Here is a 16,681-nt window from a genome sequence, read left to right as displayed (position 1 = left end):
GAAGTGATCTCCAATATCGTATTATACACGAAACATCAACCTACTGAATGTTTTTTCAGTAAAGTTTGTACAAGTTTTTCCATCTCATCTAACGTTTCTTTATAAATAGAAAGCGAGCCTCCAAATGGATCTAAAATGTCCTTGCCTATACCTTCAGTTAATCCATATAACGTATTCAATTTCTTTTCAACACTCGGATAATGCCCAAGTACAATTTGTTTATGATTTTCTGTCATCGTTACGACAATATCAGCCCAATCAAGCAAAGTTTCGTTTACTTGCTGCGCGGTATGGTCAATTGAAATCCCTTTTTCAGCTAAAGCTTCCTTCGCATGTACCGATGCATCGCTCCCAGGATAGGCGAAAACACCGGCAGATTGTACTTCAAACCTATCTCCTCCGTGATGACGAAGCAACGCCTCAGCCATTGGACTACGACATGTATTGCCAGTACAAATAAATAATACTCGTTTCATCCAAACCCACCCCTATATTCGATTTCTTACCACTCATCATAACTTACATTAGAATAGAACAAAAGAAATGTGAATATACAAAAGGCGCATTTCTCTTATATTTTTTCTAAGAAAAATGCGCCTTATCCACATATATGTGAAACCCTATTTCCAAGTGCCCAGAGTATTTTAACATACCTACTGAATATGCAACAAAAATAAGGAATCCATTTCATACGAAACGGATTCCTCTTATACAGCAATTATTTCATTGTAACTTTCATTACTTCTGTTGAACCTTTTGTAGCTGTTACGCCTACAGTTGTCTTAATAGACTCAGCTGCATCTGTGTTTGTAATAACGATTGGAGTAATTGTGCTTTTCGCTTTTTCACGGATTAATTCTAAGTCGAATGAGATTAATTTATCTCCAGCTTTTACAGCTTGGCCTTCAGAAACGTGAGCTTCGAAACCTTCGCCTTCCATTTTTACAGTTTCTAATCCAACGTGGATTAAAATTTCTGTGCCGTTTTTCGCTTTAATTCCGATAGCATGTTTTGTGTGGAATAATTGTACGATTTCACCATCAACTGGAGATACAACTACACCTTCAGTAGGATCGATTGCAACACCGTCACCCATCATACGACCAGCGAATACTGGATCTGGTACTTCTTCAATATTTTTCACTGCTCCAGTTAATGGAGCTACGATTGTTTCTTCATTTGTTTTTGAACCAAGACCGAATAATTTTTTAAACATAGGATAGTCCTCCTTATAATTTACCTAAAAGTTTATAGGGCAATCCCTAGTAAAGCTCGGGATACATGTAAGACTTCATACTTCGAATATTATACTGTAAAAACGCTTTCGAAATAAATTACGTCATTACTAATAGACTCTTATTGTAGCGCTTCACAAAATTCCAGTCAATTCTGATTGTCTGAATAACAATTAGAAGTTAACTTCTATTTATATTTTCTCTTTTTTTGCCCAACTTGTCTAGAGGTCTTTACTACATTTTATTTTTTGTTGTTAATTTGTAAAATTTAATTCAAACTTTTTTCAAAATCCACTTGACTAAAGTAAGTAACTATTTTATTATTACTTACGTAAGGTAAGTTAATAACTTTTAGGAGGTTTTTAAAAATGATGGATTTCGGTCTACTTATTATTCGTCTTATTATAGGAATTACATTCATGGGTCATGGCGCTCAAAAATTATTTGGTTGGTTCGGCGGTTACGGTTTAAAAGGAACAGGTGGCTGGATGGAGTCAATCGGTTTACGTCCTGGTGTATTTATGGCATTTATGGCTGGCGCAACTGAATTACTAGGTGGCTTCTTATTCGCATCAGGTATTTTCATTGTAGTTGGTTCATTATTTATCGTTGGAACAATGTTAATGGCTATCTTCACTGTTCACGGAAAAAATGGTTACTGGGTAACACAAAACGGATATGAATATAACTTAATGTTAATCGCTGTCGCTGTTGGTGTAGCTTTAATCGGACCTGGCGCATACGTTTTACTTTAATTTTTATCTCAAATTTGAGATTCTCGAAAAAGAACTTACTTCATTACAATTGAAGTAAGTTCTTTTTATGAAACAAAATATTATTTCCAGCAGGATTTTCTCATCGTTATCTTGTAAACAAACAATAAGTATTCATATTTAGAAAGGGGATTACAAGCATGTTATCCATTAATCCAAATGAACAAACTGAAAAAGATAATTACAAATTACTTACTGGAAGTATCATCCCTCGCCCTGTCGCATTCGTTACTTCTGTAACAAAAGACGGTGTATTAAACGGAGCACCCTATAGTTATTTCAATATTGTCGCTGCTAATCCACCACTTATCTCCGTTTCTGTACAACGAAAAGCCGGAGAAAGAAAGGACACTTCCCGAAACGCAATTGAAAAAGGTGAATTTGTCGTACATATTTCTGACGAATCATATGTAGCAGCAATTAATGAAACAGCAGCTAATCTCCCGCCAAATGAAAGTGAAATTGAACTAGCAAAACTAACACCAATTGAAAGTGAAGTCATCTCCGTTCCAGGTGTAAAAGAAGCAAATATTCGAATGGAATGCGTATTAGAACGTACAATTCCACTTGGTGGAACAGAAGACTCACCAGCTTGTGATCTACTAATTGGACGCATCGTTCGTTTCCACGTTGCCGAACATCTATATGAAAAAGGGCGCATTCACGCAGAAGGACTCAAACCAATAAGCCGCCTAGCAGGACACAACTATGCAAAATTAGGAGAACAATTTGAATTAGTTAGGCCAGTTTAAAAGCGGAAGCGACTCGTTCAGAATCGCAGGGCACTTCAAGCTCTCGACCTTGAAGCGCTTTTTGCTTCATGCGAGAGAGCGAAATGACCGGAGATTCTAGCCGCTGAAGCTGGATAATATCTAAAAGCGGAAGCGGCTCGCTCAGAATCGAATCCTGCCATCACTCAAACATAAAAATCCCCTGCTTTTTAGCAGGGGATTTTTATCATTGTAATTCTTCCTTCTTTTCCTCTAAAGTAGGCAGTTTTTCTTTTTTCGGTTTCCCTAGCTTCATTACGAAGAAGTATAGGGAAAGCAGTGTAATAAGAAAAACAATTAAAAACGGGTACGGAGAGTAAAAGGCACGCGCCGCCTCAGTCTTTCCCGCAACAAATTTCAATGACTCAATATCTAAAAACTCAGCAAACATTTGTACACCGAGCATACTAAACCAAAAAACAAAAAAACTAATAATAATACCAAAAACTTGCTTCAATCTCGTCATTCATCTCATCCTTTCTATATCTGTAATTTTTAGTGCAATAAATATAGTACAAACAAAATATTCACAGAAAGGAACTATCTCACCATTCACGAATTAACTTAATCCAACCTAACATCGAAATTTGCAAAATAATACCCCAAATTATAAGTCTTCTTAGCCATCGAGGAAAGAAGGTTAAAAACTTAACATACCATTCCAATAGCTTGTTCATAATTCCCTCCTACATAAAATTATATAGGAAAAAGGATATATAATCCAAATCCAACCAAAATGATGCCACCTACTATCTCGCCATATGTACCGAGCATATCTTTCGCATGTCTACCAATTAATAGACCAATCCATGCTAATAACATGCTAACAAATCCAAAAAGTAATATCGTAATGATTGTTTGTGCCCCATAAATACCAAGACTAAGCCCTACTGAGAAACTATCTATACTAACGCCAAATGCAAATACGAATAAGCTAATTCCAATAGGAGCAGTTCTAGTCTCTTCATTTTGTAAAATGGTCGAATATACGATATAAAAACCTAGTCCGATTAATAAAATAGCACCCGCAAAATGTGCAATCTCTCCATACTTCTCTGATAAAAAACGACCTAGTACCATCCCTATAAACGGCATAATAATATGAAATATCCCTATCGTCATACCAATATACAGGATTTGTCTTAACTTTAGGGGCATCATCCCCATACCAAGACTCACCGAGAACGCATCCATCCCTAAGGCGAATGCCATAATTATTAAAGGTATTAGCTGTTCAAACGTCATTCATGCCCCTCCTTGGACGTGCTACTTCACAATATGCTTATCCAAGGAGAAATATTCTGTTTGCTAACCTTACCTTATCATTCAATAATAATATGATGTCCTGCCGCTTTTGTTAAACGATTCATAATAGCATTTCCTATTCCTTCATTAGGGAAAGACTCACTAAAAATAACATCCACTTCACTTGCATCAAATGTTCTAAGTACATCATATAGTTTAGTCGCAACGCTAGCTAAGTCACTTCGAACACCACAAGACAATATAACATCTGCGTTATATACATGCTGATACTCTTCCGTCGTTAATACACCTACTTTAAATCCTTCTTCCTTTTTCTCATCCACAAGATGCTGAATAAACTCACGTGAGCCCTCAACAATACTAAGTGGTGCTTTCGGCGCATAATGTGTATATTTCATTCCAGGTGATTTCGGTTTTTCCTTCTCATCCTTTAAAGCTGGATCTAAAGAAACGGTACCTATCACCGCTTCTAATTGTTCTTTCGTAATCCCACCTGGACGTAATATTGTTGGAACCGTGCTTGTACAATCAATTACTGTTGATTCAACGCCTACTCCAGTTGCACCACCATCAACAATACCTGCAATCTTCCCATTCAAATCTTCATATACGTGAGAAGCTAGTGTTGGACTTGGACGCCCTGAACGATTCGCACTTGGTGCCGCAACAGGTACATTCGCCTCTTCAATAAGAGCAAGTGCAACTGGATGATCAGGCATTCTTACCCCAACCGTATTAAGTCCCGCCGTCACCCTCTCTGAAATCCCTTCTTTTCTCGGCAAAATAATTGTTAATGGTCCTGGCCAAAAATGCGCCATTAACTTCTCTGCAACTGGTGGAATTTCTTTCACAATCCCATCTAACTGAGATTTTGTACCTATGTGGACAATGAGTGGATTATCACTCGGTCTTCCTTTCGCTTCGAAAATTTTCGCGATTGCTTCATCATCCATCGCGTTTGCACCTAACCCATATACTGTTTCCGTAGGGAAAGCAACCGCCTCATTTTCTCTTAATAATTTTGCTGCTTCTTGTAACTGTGGATAATATTTTTTTCTTTCCACAACATTATCCACAACCCACATATTTGTATGCATTTTTTTCCACGTCCTTTTCTACCCTTAAATACTTGTCTATTTTTAGTTTACTATGAGATTTATCCAAAAGACAAACAAGGTTTATCCACAAAATGTGGATAAACCTAATTAATCCGTGGATAACTTTGTGAATAGCTGACAATTTAGTATTATTGCATTCTGCTCTTTTATATTTTTACAAAAATGTTCTAGCTGTTGAATTCCCTCTGGAACCTCATCCTTTTCTATAGCAAAAAAGTCAAAAAACTGAAAGATCGGTACAGATTGTGGATGATTTGTTAGTAAGTACAATTGTTGAACACTTTTTTCTTTCATATACTGCAAAAACATTTCAAAAAAATATAAGAAAGTCTGTTTATCCACATGAGGTGTGAATAAACAAGAACGAATAAGTACATCTTCCCCACTTTGTTCATAACCAATTACAGCTCTTATTTCTTCCGCCTCTTCCAAAATCATAAATTGTGCGTACAACTCATTTATTTTATCATCTTTTTTATTAGCTTGTCCGAAAAAAGAATGTAATCTTTCCACATCTGCTTTCGTAGCAAAATACACTTTCTTCATAATAAATCCCTCCTCATTTTTATATATGAGGAGGGATTTATCAATAGTACTATTTAGAGAATAAAGATGTAAAAGCTTCTACAATAAACAATTTAACTTCTGGTTTTTCTTCTTCCTCTTCTACTTTTACATACTCATTTTGCTTTTCTTGTTTTTTCTCCACAGGTTTCTCCACTTTTTCCACAGTTTTTGTTTCTTCTTTACTTACAGGCTGCTCTTCAACTTTTGTTTCATTTTTTACTACTTTCTTTTCAGAAGATGTTACTTTTTTTACCACTTCCTGCTTTATAACTTTCGTTTCTTTTACCTTATCCACTTTCTTCTCTTCTGCATTTACTACTTCCTCATCTAGTTGTTTCACCTGCTCCTCTTCAGGAGATTCCGCCTTCACAACGTGCTCTTCTTTTCTTACAGCTGTCCCACTCGAAAAATCTAAGAAACACATTGGTGGAAATAATACACACCACCAGTTCGCCCCTTCACCTTCTCCAATTGTGATCAATACTGCTTCATATTCTCCTGCTGGATAAATAAAATTCCCATATACCTTTGTAGGAAACTTTACATTCTTACTAAATTTCACTTGAAATGATTCTTTACTTCCTTCTCTTTTTAACGTATTTTCCACCGTTTTCTCGATTTCTGGAATATGACTTTGAATTACTTTGCGTGCCTCTTCAAATGAAGTTAAATCCGCTACCCATCCATCAATTTGTGCTTTTACTTCATCACGCACTTTACGCTTTAATGCCTGGTCTTTATCTGAATCACTATTTGCTAAAATTCGCAATCGAACGGCCTCTTTCGGAATAACTGAAGGCCCTTTCGCATCAGCTTTCATATATCCAAACTGCACAAGTAACTGTGCACCAATTAATAATATAAGAAGATAAGCAATAACTTGTTTTTTCATTTCCTCCACCGTCCCTTCTACAAACAGTGTGGACAGACTTTCATATTTCTAAACTATTAAATTCAGAATCTATATGAATTTTCCCATAAAAAAATAGAGTAAGGTGTGAACCTTACTCCATCTCTGCAAATACCATACGGTCTTTTCCGTTAATATCAAAAACAACCTCGACATGGGCATGTGGAAAAGCTTGTTGTAACAATCTTTTTACATCCTCACCTTGTCCTACTCCAATTTCAAACGCTACAATTGCTTTCTCCTGCAACACATTCGGCAATTCTTCCATAAAACGGCGATAAAAATCTAATCCGTCTTCTCCACCAACAAGTGCTCTCTTCGGCTCATGCTCTTTCACAACAGGAGAAAGACCACGCCAATCCTCTTCCGGTATATATGGAGGATTTGAAACAACAACATCTAGCTTTTGACCCGTTTTATCAAATGGTGACAATAAATCACCGTGATAGAACGTTACTTCTGCACCTAAAGCTTTTGCATTTTCTTTTGCAACTTCAATCGACTCTTGTGCAATATCTACTGTATACACGTGGAGATTTTTATTTTCTAAAGCAAGCGTAATAGAAATCGCTCCACTACCTGTGCCTATATCTGCTACATGTAGTTCCTTGTCGCCAAAATGGCGCTCAATTCTTTCTAATACTCCTACTATAAGCTCTTCTGTTTCTGGTCTTGGTATTAATACTTCTTCATTCACAAAGAACGATCGGCCATAAAACATTTCATAACCAATCATATATTGAATAGGAATACCTTCTACATGCTTGTGGATAAACTCCGTAAAGCTTGCCTCTTGTTCCTCATTTATTCCTTCGCGCATATTCATAAGTAATCCTGTTCTGTTCATCTTTAATACATGACAAAGGACAATTTCTCCCGCATTTTCATCTCGTCCATTTTCCTGTAAAAAAGAAGAAGCCCATTTCAGGGCTTCATAGACACGCATTACTCAGCTGCCTCCATCCTTTGAGCCTGATCTTCCATCACTAAGGCATTGATGAAATCATCTAACTTACCTTGTAAGATTTGATCTAGCTTTTGAATCGTTAAACCGATTCGATGGTCTGTAACACGGTTTTGCGGGAAGTTATACGTACGAATACGCTCTGAACGATCACCCGTACCAACAGCTTGTTTACGGTTTTGATCATATTCAGCTTGTGCTTCTTGTCTAAACTTATCATAAACACGTGCGCGTAATACTTTCATCGCTTTTTCTTTATTCTTAATTTGTGATTTCTCATCCTGACAAGATACAACTACACCAGTCGGTAAATGCGTTAAACGTACCGCTGACATCGTTGTATTAACACTTTGTCCACCAGGACCACTAGAAGCGAATGTATCAACACGAACATCTTTCTCGTGAATGTCGATTTCTACTTCTTCTGCCTCTGGTAATACAGCTACAGTTGCTGTAGATGTATGAATACGTCCACCAGATTCCGTTTCAGGAACACGTTGTACACGGTGAGCACCATTCTCGAATTTCAGCTTCGCGAAAGCACCTTTACCGTTAATCATAAAGATAATCTCTTTATATCCACCTAACTCTGTATAGCTAGCCTCGATAATCTCCGTTTTCCAGCCCTGTACCTCAGCGTAACGGCTATACATACGGTATAAGTCACCAGCAAATAAAGCGGCCTCGTCGCCACCAGCAGCCCCACGAACCTCAACGATAACGTTCTTATCATCATTAGGGTCCTTTGGAACTAGTAAAATTTTCAGACGTTCTGATAACGTTTTTTCTTGTGATTCTAACTCAGAAACCTCTTCTTTTACCATGTCACGCATTTCTGCGTCTAACTTCTCTTCTAACATTGCTTTCGCATCTTTTAATTGCTCACGAACATCCTTATACTCACGATACACCTCTACCGTTTCCTGTATATCAGACTGTTCCTTTGAATATTCACGAAGCTTATTTGTATCGCTAATAACCGCTGGGTCACTTAACAATTCATTTAACTTCTCATAACGATTTTCTACAGCTTGCAAACGATCTAACACATCATTCACCTCTACATCCTAGTATCTAATACAAATAGTATATGGTACTTACTCAAAAAAACGCAAATTATATTTAAAAGTGTAAGCGGCTCACACCAACCACACTCTCTATTCTGAAAAAAACCCGCCTTGCGCAGCGAGTTTTACTTATCTTTGTTTGTAGGAACTGCATGACAATGACGACAGCGTGGCTCATACGATTCTGAAGCCCCAACTAAAATAATCGGATCATCAAATGCCGCTGGTTCTCCATCAATTAATCGTTGTGTACGACTTGCCGGAGATCCACATGCAGAACATACTGCTTGTAGCTTTGTTACATGTTCAGCAATCGCCATCAGCTGAGGAACTTGTCCAAATGGTAGACCACGGAAATCTTGGTCTAAACCAGCTACAATGACACGATAGCCACGATTTGCCAATACTTGCACCACTTCCACAATGTCCCCATCAAAGAATTGTACCTCATCGATTGCAATTACATCCATATCTTCAGTGATATGTTCAAATATATCTTTTGAAGCTGAAACAGGAACTGCTTTTACCTTTAATCCGTTATGTGATACAACGTCTTCTTCACTATAGCGATTATCAATACATGGTTTAAATACAATTGCATGTTGTTTCGCAAATTGCGTACGGCGCACACGGCGGATTAACTCTTCTGATTTACCAGAAAACATACTACCGCAAATCACTTCAATCCAGCCATTTTGATTTATTAAGTACATGAAGCTCTCCTTTCATCTACTTTTTAGTTAAAAGTAGGGTAAAGGTATAATATTTTCACAAAAAAAACAGACAAGCGAATACATACACTTGCCTGTTTTATGTTTTTATTACTTGATACCGTATTTCTTATTGAAGCGATCAACGCGTCCGTCTGCAGTAGCAAACTTCTGACGTCCAGTGTAGAATGGGTGAGAATCAGAACTGATCTCAACTTTTAGTAATGGATAAGTGTTACCATCTTCCCACTCAACAGTTTCGCTAGAGCCTTTAGTAGACCCGCTTAAGAATTTGAAGCCTGTGTTTGTGTCCATGAATACAACTTTCTTGTAATCTGGGTGAATTCCTGCTTTCATTCTTTTCATCTCCTTCCGCCCTGAATCATTTTCGAAACAGAGTTTTTCATCTTCAGCTGCATACACAACTATATTGATGAAACACATATGATGAAATTATAACAAGGCTAACTTCATTTTGCAACTACCTGTTTTTGTCTTTTGAAATTAAAAGTGTAGACGGCTCGTTTAGCTCTGACTGGCTAAGGTTCTCTCACACAAAAGGTGCTTTTTACCTTTCGGGCGGGAGGTTCTTAGACACGAAGAGCTAGCCGTCGGAACTAGATACAATTTAAAAGCAGAAGCGGCTCGTTCAGAATGGGAGGGGGATGGAGCTTCTGATGTAGAGGTGCTTTTTACCTCGTAGGAAGACGCGAAGCCACCGACCATTCTAGCCGCTGGAGCTAGATATCACCTTAAAGTGGAGGCGGTTCGTTCTGCTCTGACCAGCTAAGGTTCTCCCACTTATTTCTCTCTTTAATATCACCTAAAAGGCATAAAAAACTCGCTTACTATAAAATAAGCGAGTCCCAATCTTTTCCCTTTACTTAGTTGTTACATATCTTTTCGAGTCTGCAACAATGTTTTGTAAAAATTCTTCGTTTGTCTTCGTTTGACGAAGCTTACGTAAGAAACTTTCAACAAAGTCTGGTGTATCACGCATTGTTTTACGAATGCCCCATAACTTGTCTAAATGCTCTTTTGGAATTAATAGATCTTCTTTACGTGTACCAGAACGACGAATATCAATCGCTGGGAAGATACGACGTTCAGCTAACGAACGATCTAAGTGAAGTTCCATATTTCCAGTTCCTTTAAATTCCTCGTAAATAACATCGTCCATACGAGATCCTGTATCAACAAGGGCTGTTGCTAAAATCGTTAAGCTACCGCCTTCTTCAATATTACGTGCCGCTCCAAAGAAACGCTTCGGTCTATGGAAAGCCGCTGGGTCGATACCACCCGATAATGTTCTACCACTTGGCGGAATAACGAGGTTGTAAGCTCGCGCTAAACGGGTAATACTATCCATTAAAATGATAACATCTTTTTTGTGCTCTACAAGACGCATTGCACGTTCTAACACAAGTTCAGCTACTTTAATATGATTTTCTGGTACTTCATCAAAAGTAGAACTTACAACGTCGCCCTTAACAGAACGTTCAATGTCTGTTACTTCCTCTGGACGCTCATCAATTAAAAGCACAATTAATTCTGCTTCTGGATGATTTGTTGTAACACTGTGTGCAATTTCTTTTAATAGACTTGTTTTACCAGCCTTTGGAGGCGCAACAATTAAACCACGTTGTCCAAATCCAACTGGTGCGATTAAATCCATGATACGTGTCGGTAACTTTTTCGGTTCCGTTTCCAATTTCATTTGGCGATCTGGGTATAATGGTGTTAATGCAGGGAAATGCACACGCTCTTTTGCTGAATCTGGATCATCTCCGTTTACAGCTTCAACTTGTAATAACCCAAAATAGCGTTCATTTTCTTTCGGAGGTCGTACTTTACCAGAAACTTTGTCTCCATTACGTAAATCGAAACGACGAATTTGCGAAGCTGAGATATAAATATCTTCTGAGCTTGGAGAATAGTTGATAGGACGTAGGAATCCAAATCCTTCTGATTGAATAATTTCTAATACGCCTTCCATGAAAAAGAAACCTTCTTTTTCTGCTCGAGCTTTCAAAATAGAAAAGATTAACTCTTTTTTCGTTAACTTGCTATAATACGAAATCTTAAATTCTTTCGCAAGCTCGTATAACTCTTTTAATTTCATGTTTTCTAATGCTGCAATTGACAAATTCATTCAGACACCACACTTTAACGTTATTCTCTTTTTTCATGGGTAAAGGGAAAAAATACGGAAGGCAAATAATCAATAATGAAAGGCAATAAGTTCAAGTAGGGTAATATTCACTATTGTAACCCTTTTATCTAGTTTTAATCAATACGTTGGAACACAAATACAAGAAGCGAAGACAAGAAAATTTGTCTTCGCTTCTTATTTAATTTAGTTCCGGCTCCGATAGTTAAAAAGATCGACCATTTTAACCTTTCTGAACGAGCCGCTTACGCTTTTTACTTAATAACCAAGTTCGGTTTTTTATTTAAGCTATGACGACCATCTACAAAGCGAACTGTACCTGATTTTGCACGCATAACAAGAGATTGTGTTGTTCCTACGCTACCTTTAAATTGAACACCACGTAATAGTTCACCATCTGTTACACCTGTTGCTGCAAAGATTGCATCGTCACCTTTTACTAAGTCCTCCATACGAAGGATACGATTAATGTCTTCTATGCCCATTTTTTTACAACGTGCTAATTCAGCTTCGTTTTGTGGCAATAGTTTTCCGTGAATTTCTCCACCTAAACATTTTAAAGCAACTGCTGCTAATACACCTTCAGGTGCTCCACCAGATCCAAATAGAATATCTACACCTGTACGGTCAAACGCTGTATTAATTGCTCCAGCTACATCTCCATCATTAATTAATTTAATACGAGCACCAGCCTTACGAATTTCTTCGATAATTGCTTGGTGACGTGGACGGTTTAAAACTGTTGCTACAACATCTTCAATGTCTTTATTTTTCGCTTTCGCAACTGCACGTAAGTTATCAATAATAGGCGCATCAATGTCGACTGCCCCAACTGCTTCTGGGCCAACCGCGATTTTATCCATGTACATGTCAGGAGCATGTAACAAATTACCGTGGTCTGCAATTGCAATAACAGCAAGAGCATTCCAGCCACCAGCTGCTACGATGTTTGTCCCTTCTAAAGGATCAACTGCAACGTCTACACGTGGTCCATATCCTGTACCTAATTTCTCTCCGATATATAGCATTGGTGCTTCATCCATCTCACCTTCACCAATTACGACTGTACCTTTCATCGGAATTGTATCAAATACATCACGCATAGCTGATGTTGCTGCACCGTCTGCTTCATCCTTTTTCCCGCGCCCCATCCAACGCGCTGATGATAATGCTGCAGCCTCTGTTACACGTACTAACTCCATAGATAAACTTCTTTCCACAATAATCCCTCTCCTTTAAGTCTTTATATTTCTGCCGTATTTTGTGAACCGTGTTTTTCTATAAAGTGTACTTCCGCAAGTAGTGATGCTTCGCTTCCCCCTTACGGAAGTATCACTTATGCGTTCTTCATCTCTTCAATTTCTTGTTTTGTCATTTGTTCTCGCCAAATGTTTGCTCCAAGCCCTTTAAGCTTGTCCACTATATTCTCATAACCTCGATCAATATGCTCAAGTCCTGTTACTTCTGTAATTCCATCTGCCATTAACCCTGCAATAACAAGTGCCGCTCCCGCTCGTAAATCACTCGCCTTCACTTTTGCACCTTGCAGTAACACAGGACCAGTTACAATTGCCGAACGACCTTCTACTTTAATTTGAGCATTCATACGACGTAATTCATCAATGTGTTTGAAACGGGCACCGTAAATTGTATCTGTTACAACTCCCGTCCCGTGTGCTTTTGTTAAAAGCGTCGTAAAAGGCTGTTGTAAATCTGTTGGAAAACCTGGATATACAAGCGTTTTGATATCAACTACTTTTAACTTTCTATTACCGTTCACTGTAATTTGATCATCATTCGTTTCAACTTGAACACCAGCTTCTCTTAGCTTAGCAGTAACTGATTCTAAATGCTGAGGAATAACGTTATCAACCGTTACTTCTCCTCCTGATGCAGCTCCTAGAATCATATACGTACCAGCTTCAATACGATCTGGGATGATAGTATGGTGACAACCATGTAAAGAGTCCACACCATCTATTCGGATTACATCTGTACCAGCACCTTTAATACGTGCTCCCATACTTGTTAACAATGTAGCTACATCAATAATCTCGGGCTCTTTCGCTGCATTTTCAATAACAGTTCTACCTTTTGCTCGTACAGCTGCTAGCATAATATTAATCGTAGCCCCCACACTAACAACATCTAAATAAATACGTGCTCCATGTAGTTCATCTGCTCTTAAATAGATGGCACCTTGTTCATTTGTAACATGTGCACCTAGCGCTTCAAACCCTTTAATATGCTGGTCAATCGGCCTCGGTCCTAAGTGACATCCACCCGGAAGCCCAATAACAGCTTTTTTAAAACGGCCAAGCATCGCACCCATTAAATAATAAGAAGCGCGCAATTTTTTCACTTTTCCATTTGGCAAAGGCATTGCAACCATGTTAGAAGGATCGACTACCATCTCTTCCTCCTGTCCATAAGTTACTTTCCCTCCAATTTCCTCTAGTAAGTCGCCTAACATTTTCACGTCCGAAATATTAGGGACACCACCAATAGTTACTGGAGTATCTGCTAAAATTGTCGCTGGAATTAATGCAACAGCACTGTTCTTTGCACCGCTTACTCGAATTGTTCCATTTAAAGCTCTTCCGCCTTCAATTAGCAATTTTTCCATATTGAGCTCCCTTCTTGTGAATGTATTTACTTTCTATCTTTTTATAGAAAGCTCCCCTTAAGAATCTCAATTACTCTTTCCATCCCAAAACTCAATAAATAGGAAACCATTATCTCTATTTCCCCTGTAGCACGAATAGATAAAGATCAACTATTCATCGAATTTACTTTATCAATTTAGATACGTTATCACATTTATTAATAGGACTATGCACATTATTTTCTATTTAAAAACCAAAAATGATAAAATCTTTCGACTTGTTCACGCTTTCATTATACAACGAAAGGAAACCGTCTAAAAGACTAGACGGTTTCCAAAACGGAATTTTATTCTTACGCTTTACCGTTAGAACCGAACTCACGCATTTTACCAGCAACAGTTGCTTTAATAGCGTCGCGGCCAGGTCCAATAAATTTACGAGGATCGTAAACTTCTTGGTCTTTGTTTAATACTTCACGAACAGCTTTTGTAAACTCGATTTGGTTCTCAGTGTTTACGTTGATTTTTGAAGTACCTAAAGAGATAGCTTTTACGATATCAGCAGTTGGGATACCAGTACCACCGTGTAATACTAAAGGTACGCCAGTGAAGTCACGAACTTGTTCCATTTCAGCGAATCCTAAGTTAGGCTCACCTTTGTAAGGACCGTGTACAGAACCTAAAGCTGGAGCTAGGCAATCGATACCTGTTGCTTCAACAAGGTGCTTACACTCTGCTGGGTCAGCGTAAATTACGCCTTCAGCGATTACGTCGTCTTCTTGTCCGCCAACTGTTCCAAGCTCAGCTTCAACAGATACGTTACGAGCGTGTGCGTATTCTACTACTTGTTTAGTAGTTTCAACGTTTTCTTCGAATGGGTGGTGAGAAGCGTCGATCATTACAGATGTGAAACCTGCATCGATTGCTTCTTTACATTTTTCGAAGCTTGAACCATGGTCAAGGTGAATCGCTACAGGAACAGTGATGTTCATTTCTTCGATTAAAGCTTTAACCATAGCTACAACTGTTTTGAAACCAGTCATATGACGAGCTGCACCCTCAGATACACCTAGGATTACAGGAGATTTTTCTTCTTCCGCAGCAGCTAAGATAGCTTGAGTCCACTCTAAGTTGTTCATGTTGAATTGACCAACTGCGTATTTTCCTTCTAGTGCTTTGTTTAGCATTTCTTTCATAGAAACTAAAGGCATGGTGAATCCTCCTAAAAAACGTTTTTTGTATCCGATAAGTTCTTATCGCTGGTAGTATGACCAGAATAAGGTAAAATATGTATATCTACATACCGGACTTTTTTCTACACTCAATAGGATAACAACTTGTACTCAAAAACTCAACCGTATTCACCTGCACAATAGTCCATGTAAACGCTTTTTTCCATATTTTTTATAAAAAATTCATTTTTACGCCTCTACAGCGAGCTCATTTCTCACAGCTTGACGAATTTCATCAATATCAAATGGTTTAGCAAAATGCATTAAAGCTCCTAAATCTTTTGCTTCTTGGATCATATCAAGCTCTCCATAAGCAGTCATTAAAATGACTTTAATACTCTCATCAATTTCTTTTACATGCTTTAAAATCTCTATACCATCCATGCCTGGAATTTTCATATCTAACACTACTAAATCTGGATTATCTTTTTTCACGATATCTAAAGCTTGAAATCCATTCGCTGCTTGGAATGTCTGATAACCTTCTTTTTGGAACACTTCATGTAATAACACACGAATCCCATATTGATCATCAACAATTAAAATTTTACCTTCCATAATTCCCAACCTTTCTGTGTAAGTACAAGATTTAAAGCTTCTTATATCTTAACGATTTATTTTCGCTATTCTTTGGCAAATTCCTTCCTATTCTTTCTTATTTTACCGTTTCCTATTTTGTTATGCTACCCTACGATTTCACCTTTCTAAAAAAATAAACTATAATGAAAGCCGGCAAACACGTACGAAGGGAGTAACATTATGTTAAAAATTTTTTCAACTCAATTAAGTGGTTATTTCTCCAGAGTTTCTCAAAAAGAGGAAATGAATATAGAAGATAGTGCTCGTTTACTTGCTCAAGCACTAGTTGGCGATGGTTTCATTTATTTATATGGTACAAATGAAATGGAGGGCGTTGTTGCCGAAGCACTATTCGGTGCTGAACCAATGAAGCAAGCAAAACGCTTATTTGAAAATGGTAAAGAAGCAGAAGTAACCTCTGCGGATCGTGTACTTCTTATTAGCCGTTTTTCAACAGATGAAGCGGTTGTAGAAATTGCAAAAAAACTACAAGAAGAGGGACACTCTATTGTCGGCATTTCTGCTCTTCAAGAAGGTACGGAATCACTGGAACAATATACAGACGTACATATTGATACAAAACTGTTAAAAGGTCTTATTCCAGACGATGAAGGTAATCGCTACGGGTTCCCAAGCTTAATAGTAGCTTTATTTGCTTATCACGGAATCAAATTTACAATCGATGAAATGTTAAACGAATATTAAAAAAAGCGCC

20 protein-coding genes are annotated in these 16,681 nt (G+C 37.9%); 3 read left to right on the top strand and 17 right to left on the bottom strand.

Features of this window, described 5'->3' with window-relative positions:
- Positions 1–35 precede the first annotated feature (35 nt).
- Both ACTJJY_RS11265 and ACTJJY_RS11260 read right to left on the bottom strand, forming a co-directional pair.
- The gene (locus ACTJJY_RS11265; RefSeq protein WP_440605528.1) at positions 36–476 is read right to left on the bottom strand and encodes a low molecular weight protein arginine phosphatase; all 441 of its coding nucleotides are present in this window, start codon (positions 474–476) and stop codon (positions 36–38) included.
- Between the two features lie 242 nt (positions 477–718).
- Complete coding sequence (locus ACTJJY_RS11260; protein ID WP_000473666.1) at positions 719–1,216, bottom strand: PTS sugar transporter subunit IIA; 498 nt, start codon at positions 1,214–1,216, stop codon at positions 719–721.
- 387 nt (positions 1,217–1,603) lie between these two features.
- Here ACTJJY_RS11260 and ACTJJY_RS11255 point away from each other — a divergent pair, with 387 nt between their 5' ends.
- Both ACTJJY_RS11255 and ACTJJY_RS11250 read left to right on the top strand, forming a co-directional pair.
- Positions 1,604–1,990: a DoxX family protein gene (locus tag ACTJJY_RS11255; protein WP_000968616.1), complete on the top strand. Its 387-nt coding sequence runs from the start codon at positions 1,604–1,606 to the stop codon at positions 1,988–1,990.
- Positions 1,991–2,148: 158 nt separating this feature from the next.
- The gene (locus ACTJJY_RS11250; RefSeq protein WP_440605527.1) at positions 2,149–2,760 is read left to right on the top strand and encodes a flavin reductase family protein; all 612 of its coding nucleotides are present in this window, start codon (positions 2,149–2,151) and stop codon (positions 2,758–2,760) included.
- 205 nt (positions 2,761–2,965) lie between these two features.
- Here ACTJJY_RS11250 and ACTJJY_RS11245 read toward each other — a convergent pair whose 3' ends face one another.
- The 15 genes from ACTJJY_RS11245 to spo0F all read right to left on the bottom strand — a co-directional run bounded on the left by ACTJJY_RS11245 (position 2,966) and on the right by spo0F (position 15,945).
- A complete protein-coding gene (locus ACTJJY_RS11245) occupies positions 2,966–3,244 on the bottom strand; it encodes a DUF3935 domain-containing protein (protein WP_000197475.1) in 279 nt (92 codons plus the stop codon).
- Positions 3,245–3,323: 79 nt separating this feature from the next.
- The gene (locus ACTJJY_RS11240) at positions 3,324–3,455 is read right to left on the bottom strand and encodes a hypothetical protein (protein ID WP_001037634.1); all 132 of its coding nucleotides are present in this window, start codon (positions 3,453–3,455) and stop codon (positions 3,324–3,326) included.
- 19 nt (positions 3,456–3,474) lie between these two features.
- On the bottom strand, positions 3,475–4,023 hold the full coding sequence (locus tag ACTJJY_RS11235) for a manganese efflux pump MntP (RefSeq protein WP_000142477.1): 549 nt from the start codon (positions 4,021–4,023) through the stop codon (positions 3,475–3,477).
- A 77-nt stretch (positions 4,024–4,100) separates the two neighbouring features.
- Positions 4,101–5,141: an L-threonylcarbamoyladenylate synthase gene (locus ACTJJY_RS11230; protein WP_000557356.1), complete on the bottom strand. Its 1,041-nt coding sequence runs from the start codon at positions 5,139–5,141 to the stop codon at positions 4,101–4,103.
- A gap of 108 nt (positions 5,142–5,249) precedes the next feature.
- A complete protein-coding gene (locus ACTJJY_RS11225; RefSeq protein WP_097988116.1) occupies positions 5,250–5,708 on the bottom strand; it encodes a mechanosensitive ion channel protein in 459 nt (152 codons plus the stop codon).
- Between the two features lie 49 nt (positions 5,709–5,757).
- Entirely contained in the window at positions 5,758–6,621 is an 864-nt protein-coding gene (spoIIR, locus tag ACTJJY_RS11220) for a stage II sporulation protein R (RefSeq protein ID WP_440605526.1), read from the bottom strand.
- Between the two features lie 112 nt (positions 6,622–6,733).
- A complete protein-coding gene (gene prmC / locus ACTJJY_RS11215) occupies positions 6,734–7,585 on the bottom strand; it encodes a peptide chain release factor N(5)-glutamine methyltransferase (RefSeq protein ID WP_440605525.1) in 852 nt (283 codons plus the stop codon).
- A complete protein-coding gene (prfA, locus tag ACTJJY_RS11210) occupies positions 7,585–8,652 on the bottom strand; it encodes a peptide chain release factor 1 (RefSeq protein ID WP_140971865.1) in 1,068 nt (355 codons plus the stop codon). Before prfA ends, prmC begins: the two co-directional genes overlap by 1 nt.
- A 143-nt stretch (positions 8,653–8,795) precedes the next feature.
- Positions 8,796–9,383, bottom strand: coding sequence for a thymidine kinase (locus tag ACTJJY_RS11205; protein WP_000280851.1), 588 nt, complete (start codon positions 9,381–9,383; stop codon positions 8,796–8,798).
- Positions 9,384–9,491: 108 nt separating this feature from the next.
- The gene (locus tag ACTJJY_RS11200) at positions 9,492–9,737 is read right to left on the bottom strand and encodes a type B 50S ribosomal protein L31 (protein ID WP_000643435.1); all 246 of its coding nucleotides are present in this window, start codon (positions 9,735–9,737) and stop codon (positions 9,492–9,494) included.
- A gap of 523 nt (positions 9,738–10,260) precedes the next feature.
- Positions 10,261–11,532, bottom strand: a complete 1,272-nt coding sequence (rho, locus tag ACTJJY_RS11195) for a transcription termination factor Rho (protein WP_001053903.1) — start codon at positions 11,530–11,532, stop codon at positions 10,261–10,263.
- A gap of 272 nt (positions 11,533–11,804) precedes the next feature.
- Entirely contained in the window at positions 11,805–12,770 is a 966-nt protein-coding gene (glpX, locus tag ACTJJY_RS11190) for a class II fructose-bisphosphatase (protein ID WP_000442336.1), read from the bottom strand.
- Between the two features lie 116 nt (positions 12,771–12,886).
- Positions 12,887–14,176 (bottom strand): UDP-N-acetylglucosamine 1-carboxyvinyltransferase, encoded by a 1,290-nt coding sequence (gene murA / locus ACTJJY_RS11185; protein ID WP_000413248.1) that lies wholly within the window; start codon positions 14,174–14,176, stop codon positions 12,887–12,889.
- Between the two features lie 332 nt (positions 14,177–14,508).
- The gene (locus ACTJJY_RS11180; protein WP_001131856.1) at positions 14,509–15,366 is read right to left on the bottom strand and encodes a class II fructose-bisphosphate aldolase; all 858 of its coding nucleotides are present in this window, start codon (positions 15,364–15,366) and stop codon (positions 14,509–14,511) included.
- Between the two features lie 210 nt (positions 15,367–15,576).
- A complete protein-coding gene (spo0F, locus tag ACTJJY_RS11175; RefSeq protein WP_000398594.1) occupies positions 15,577–15,945 on the bottom strand; it encodes a sporulation initiation phosphotransferase Spo0F in 369 nt (122 codons plus the stop codon).
- A gap of 201 nt (positions 15,946–16,146) precedes the next feature.
- Here spo0F and ACTJJY_RS11170 point away from each other — a divergent pair, with 201 nt between their 5' ends.
- The gene (locus ACTJJY_RS11170; RefSeq protein ID WP_000912413.1) at positions 16,147–16,671 is read left to right on the top strand and encodes a DUF2529 domain-containing protein; all 525 of its coding nucleotides are present in this window, start codon (positions 16,147–16,149) and stop codon (positions 16,669–16,671) included.
- The last annotated feature ends 10 nt before the right edge of the window (positions 16,672–16,681 follow it).

It is taken from the genome of Bacillus sp. 22475 (assembly GCF_052044835.1).
GTDB lineage: Bacteria > Bacillota > Bacilli > Bacillales > Bacillaceae_G > Bacillus_A > Bacillus_A cereus.
Note: the sequence above shows the minus strand (reverse complement) of the source record. Positions and strands in the feature narration are given on the sequence as shown.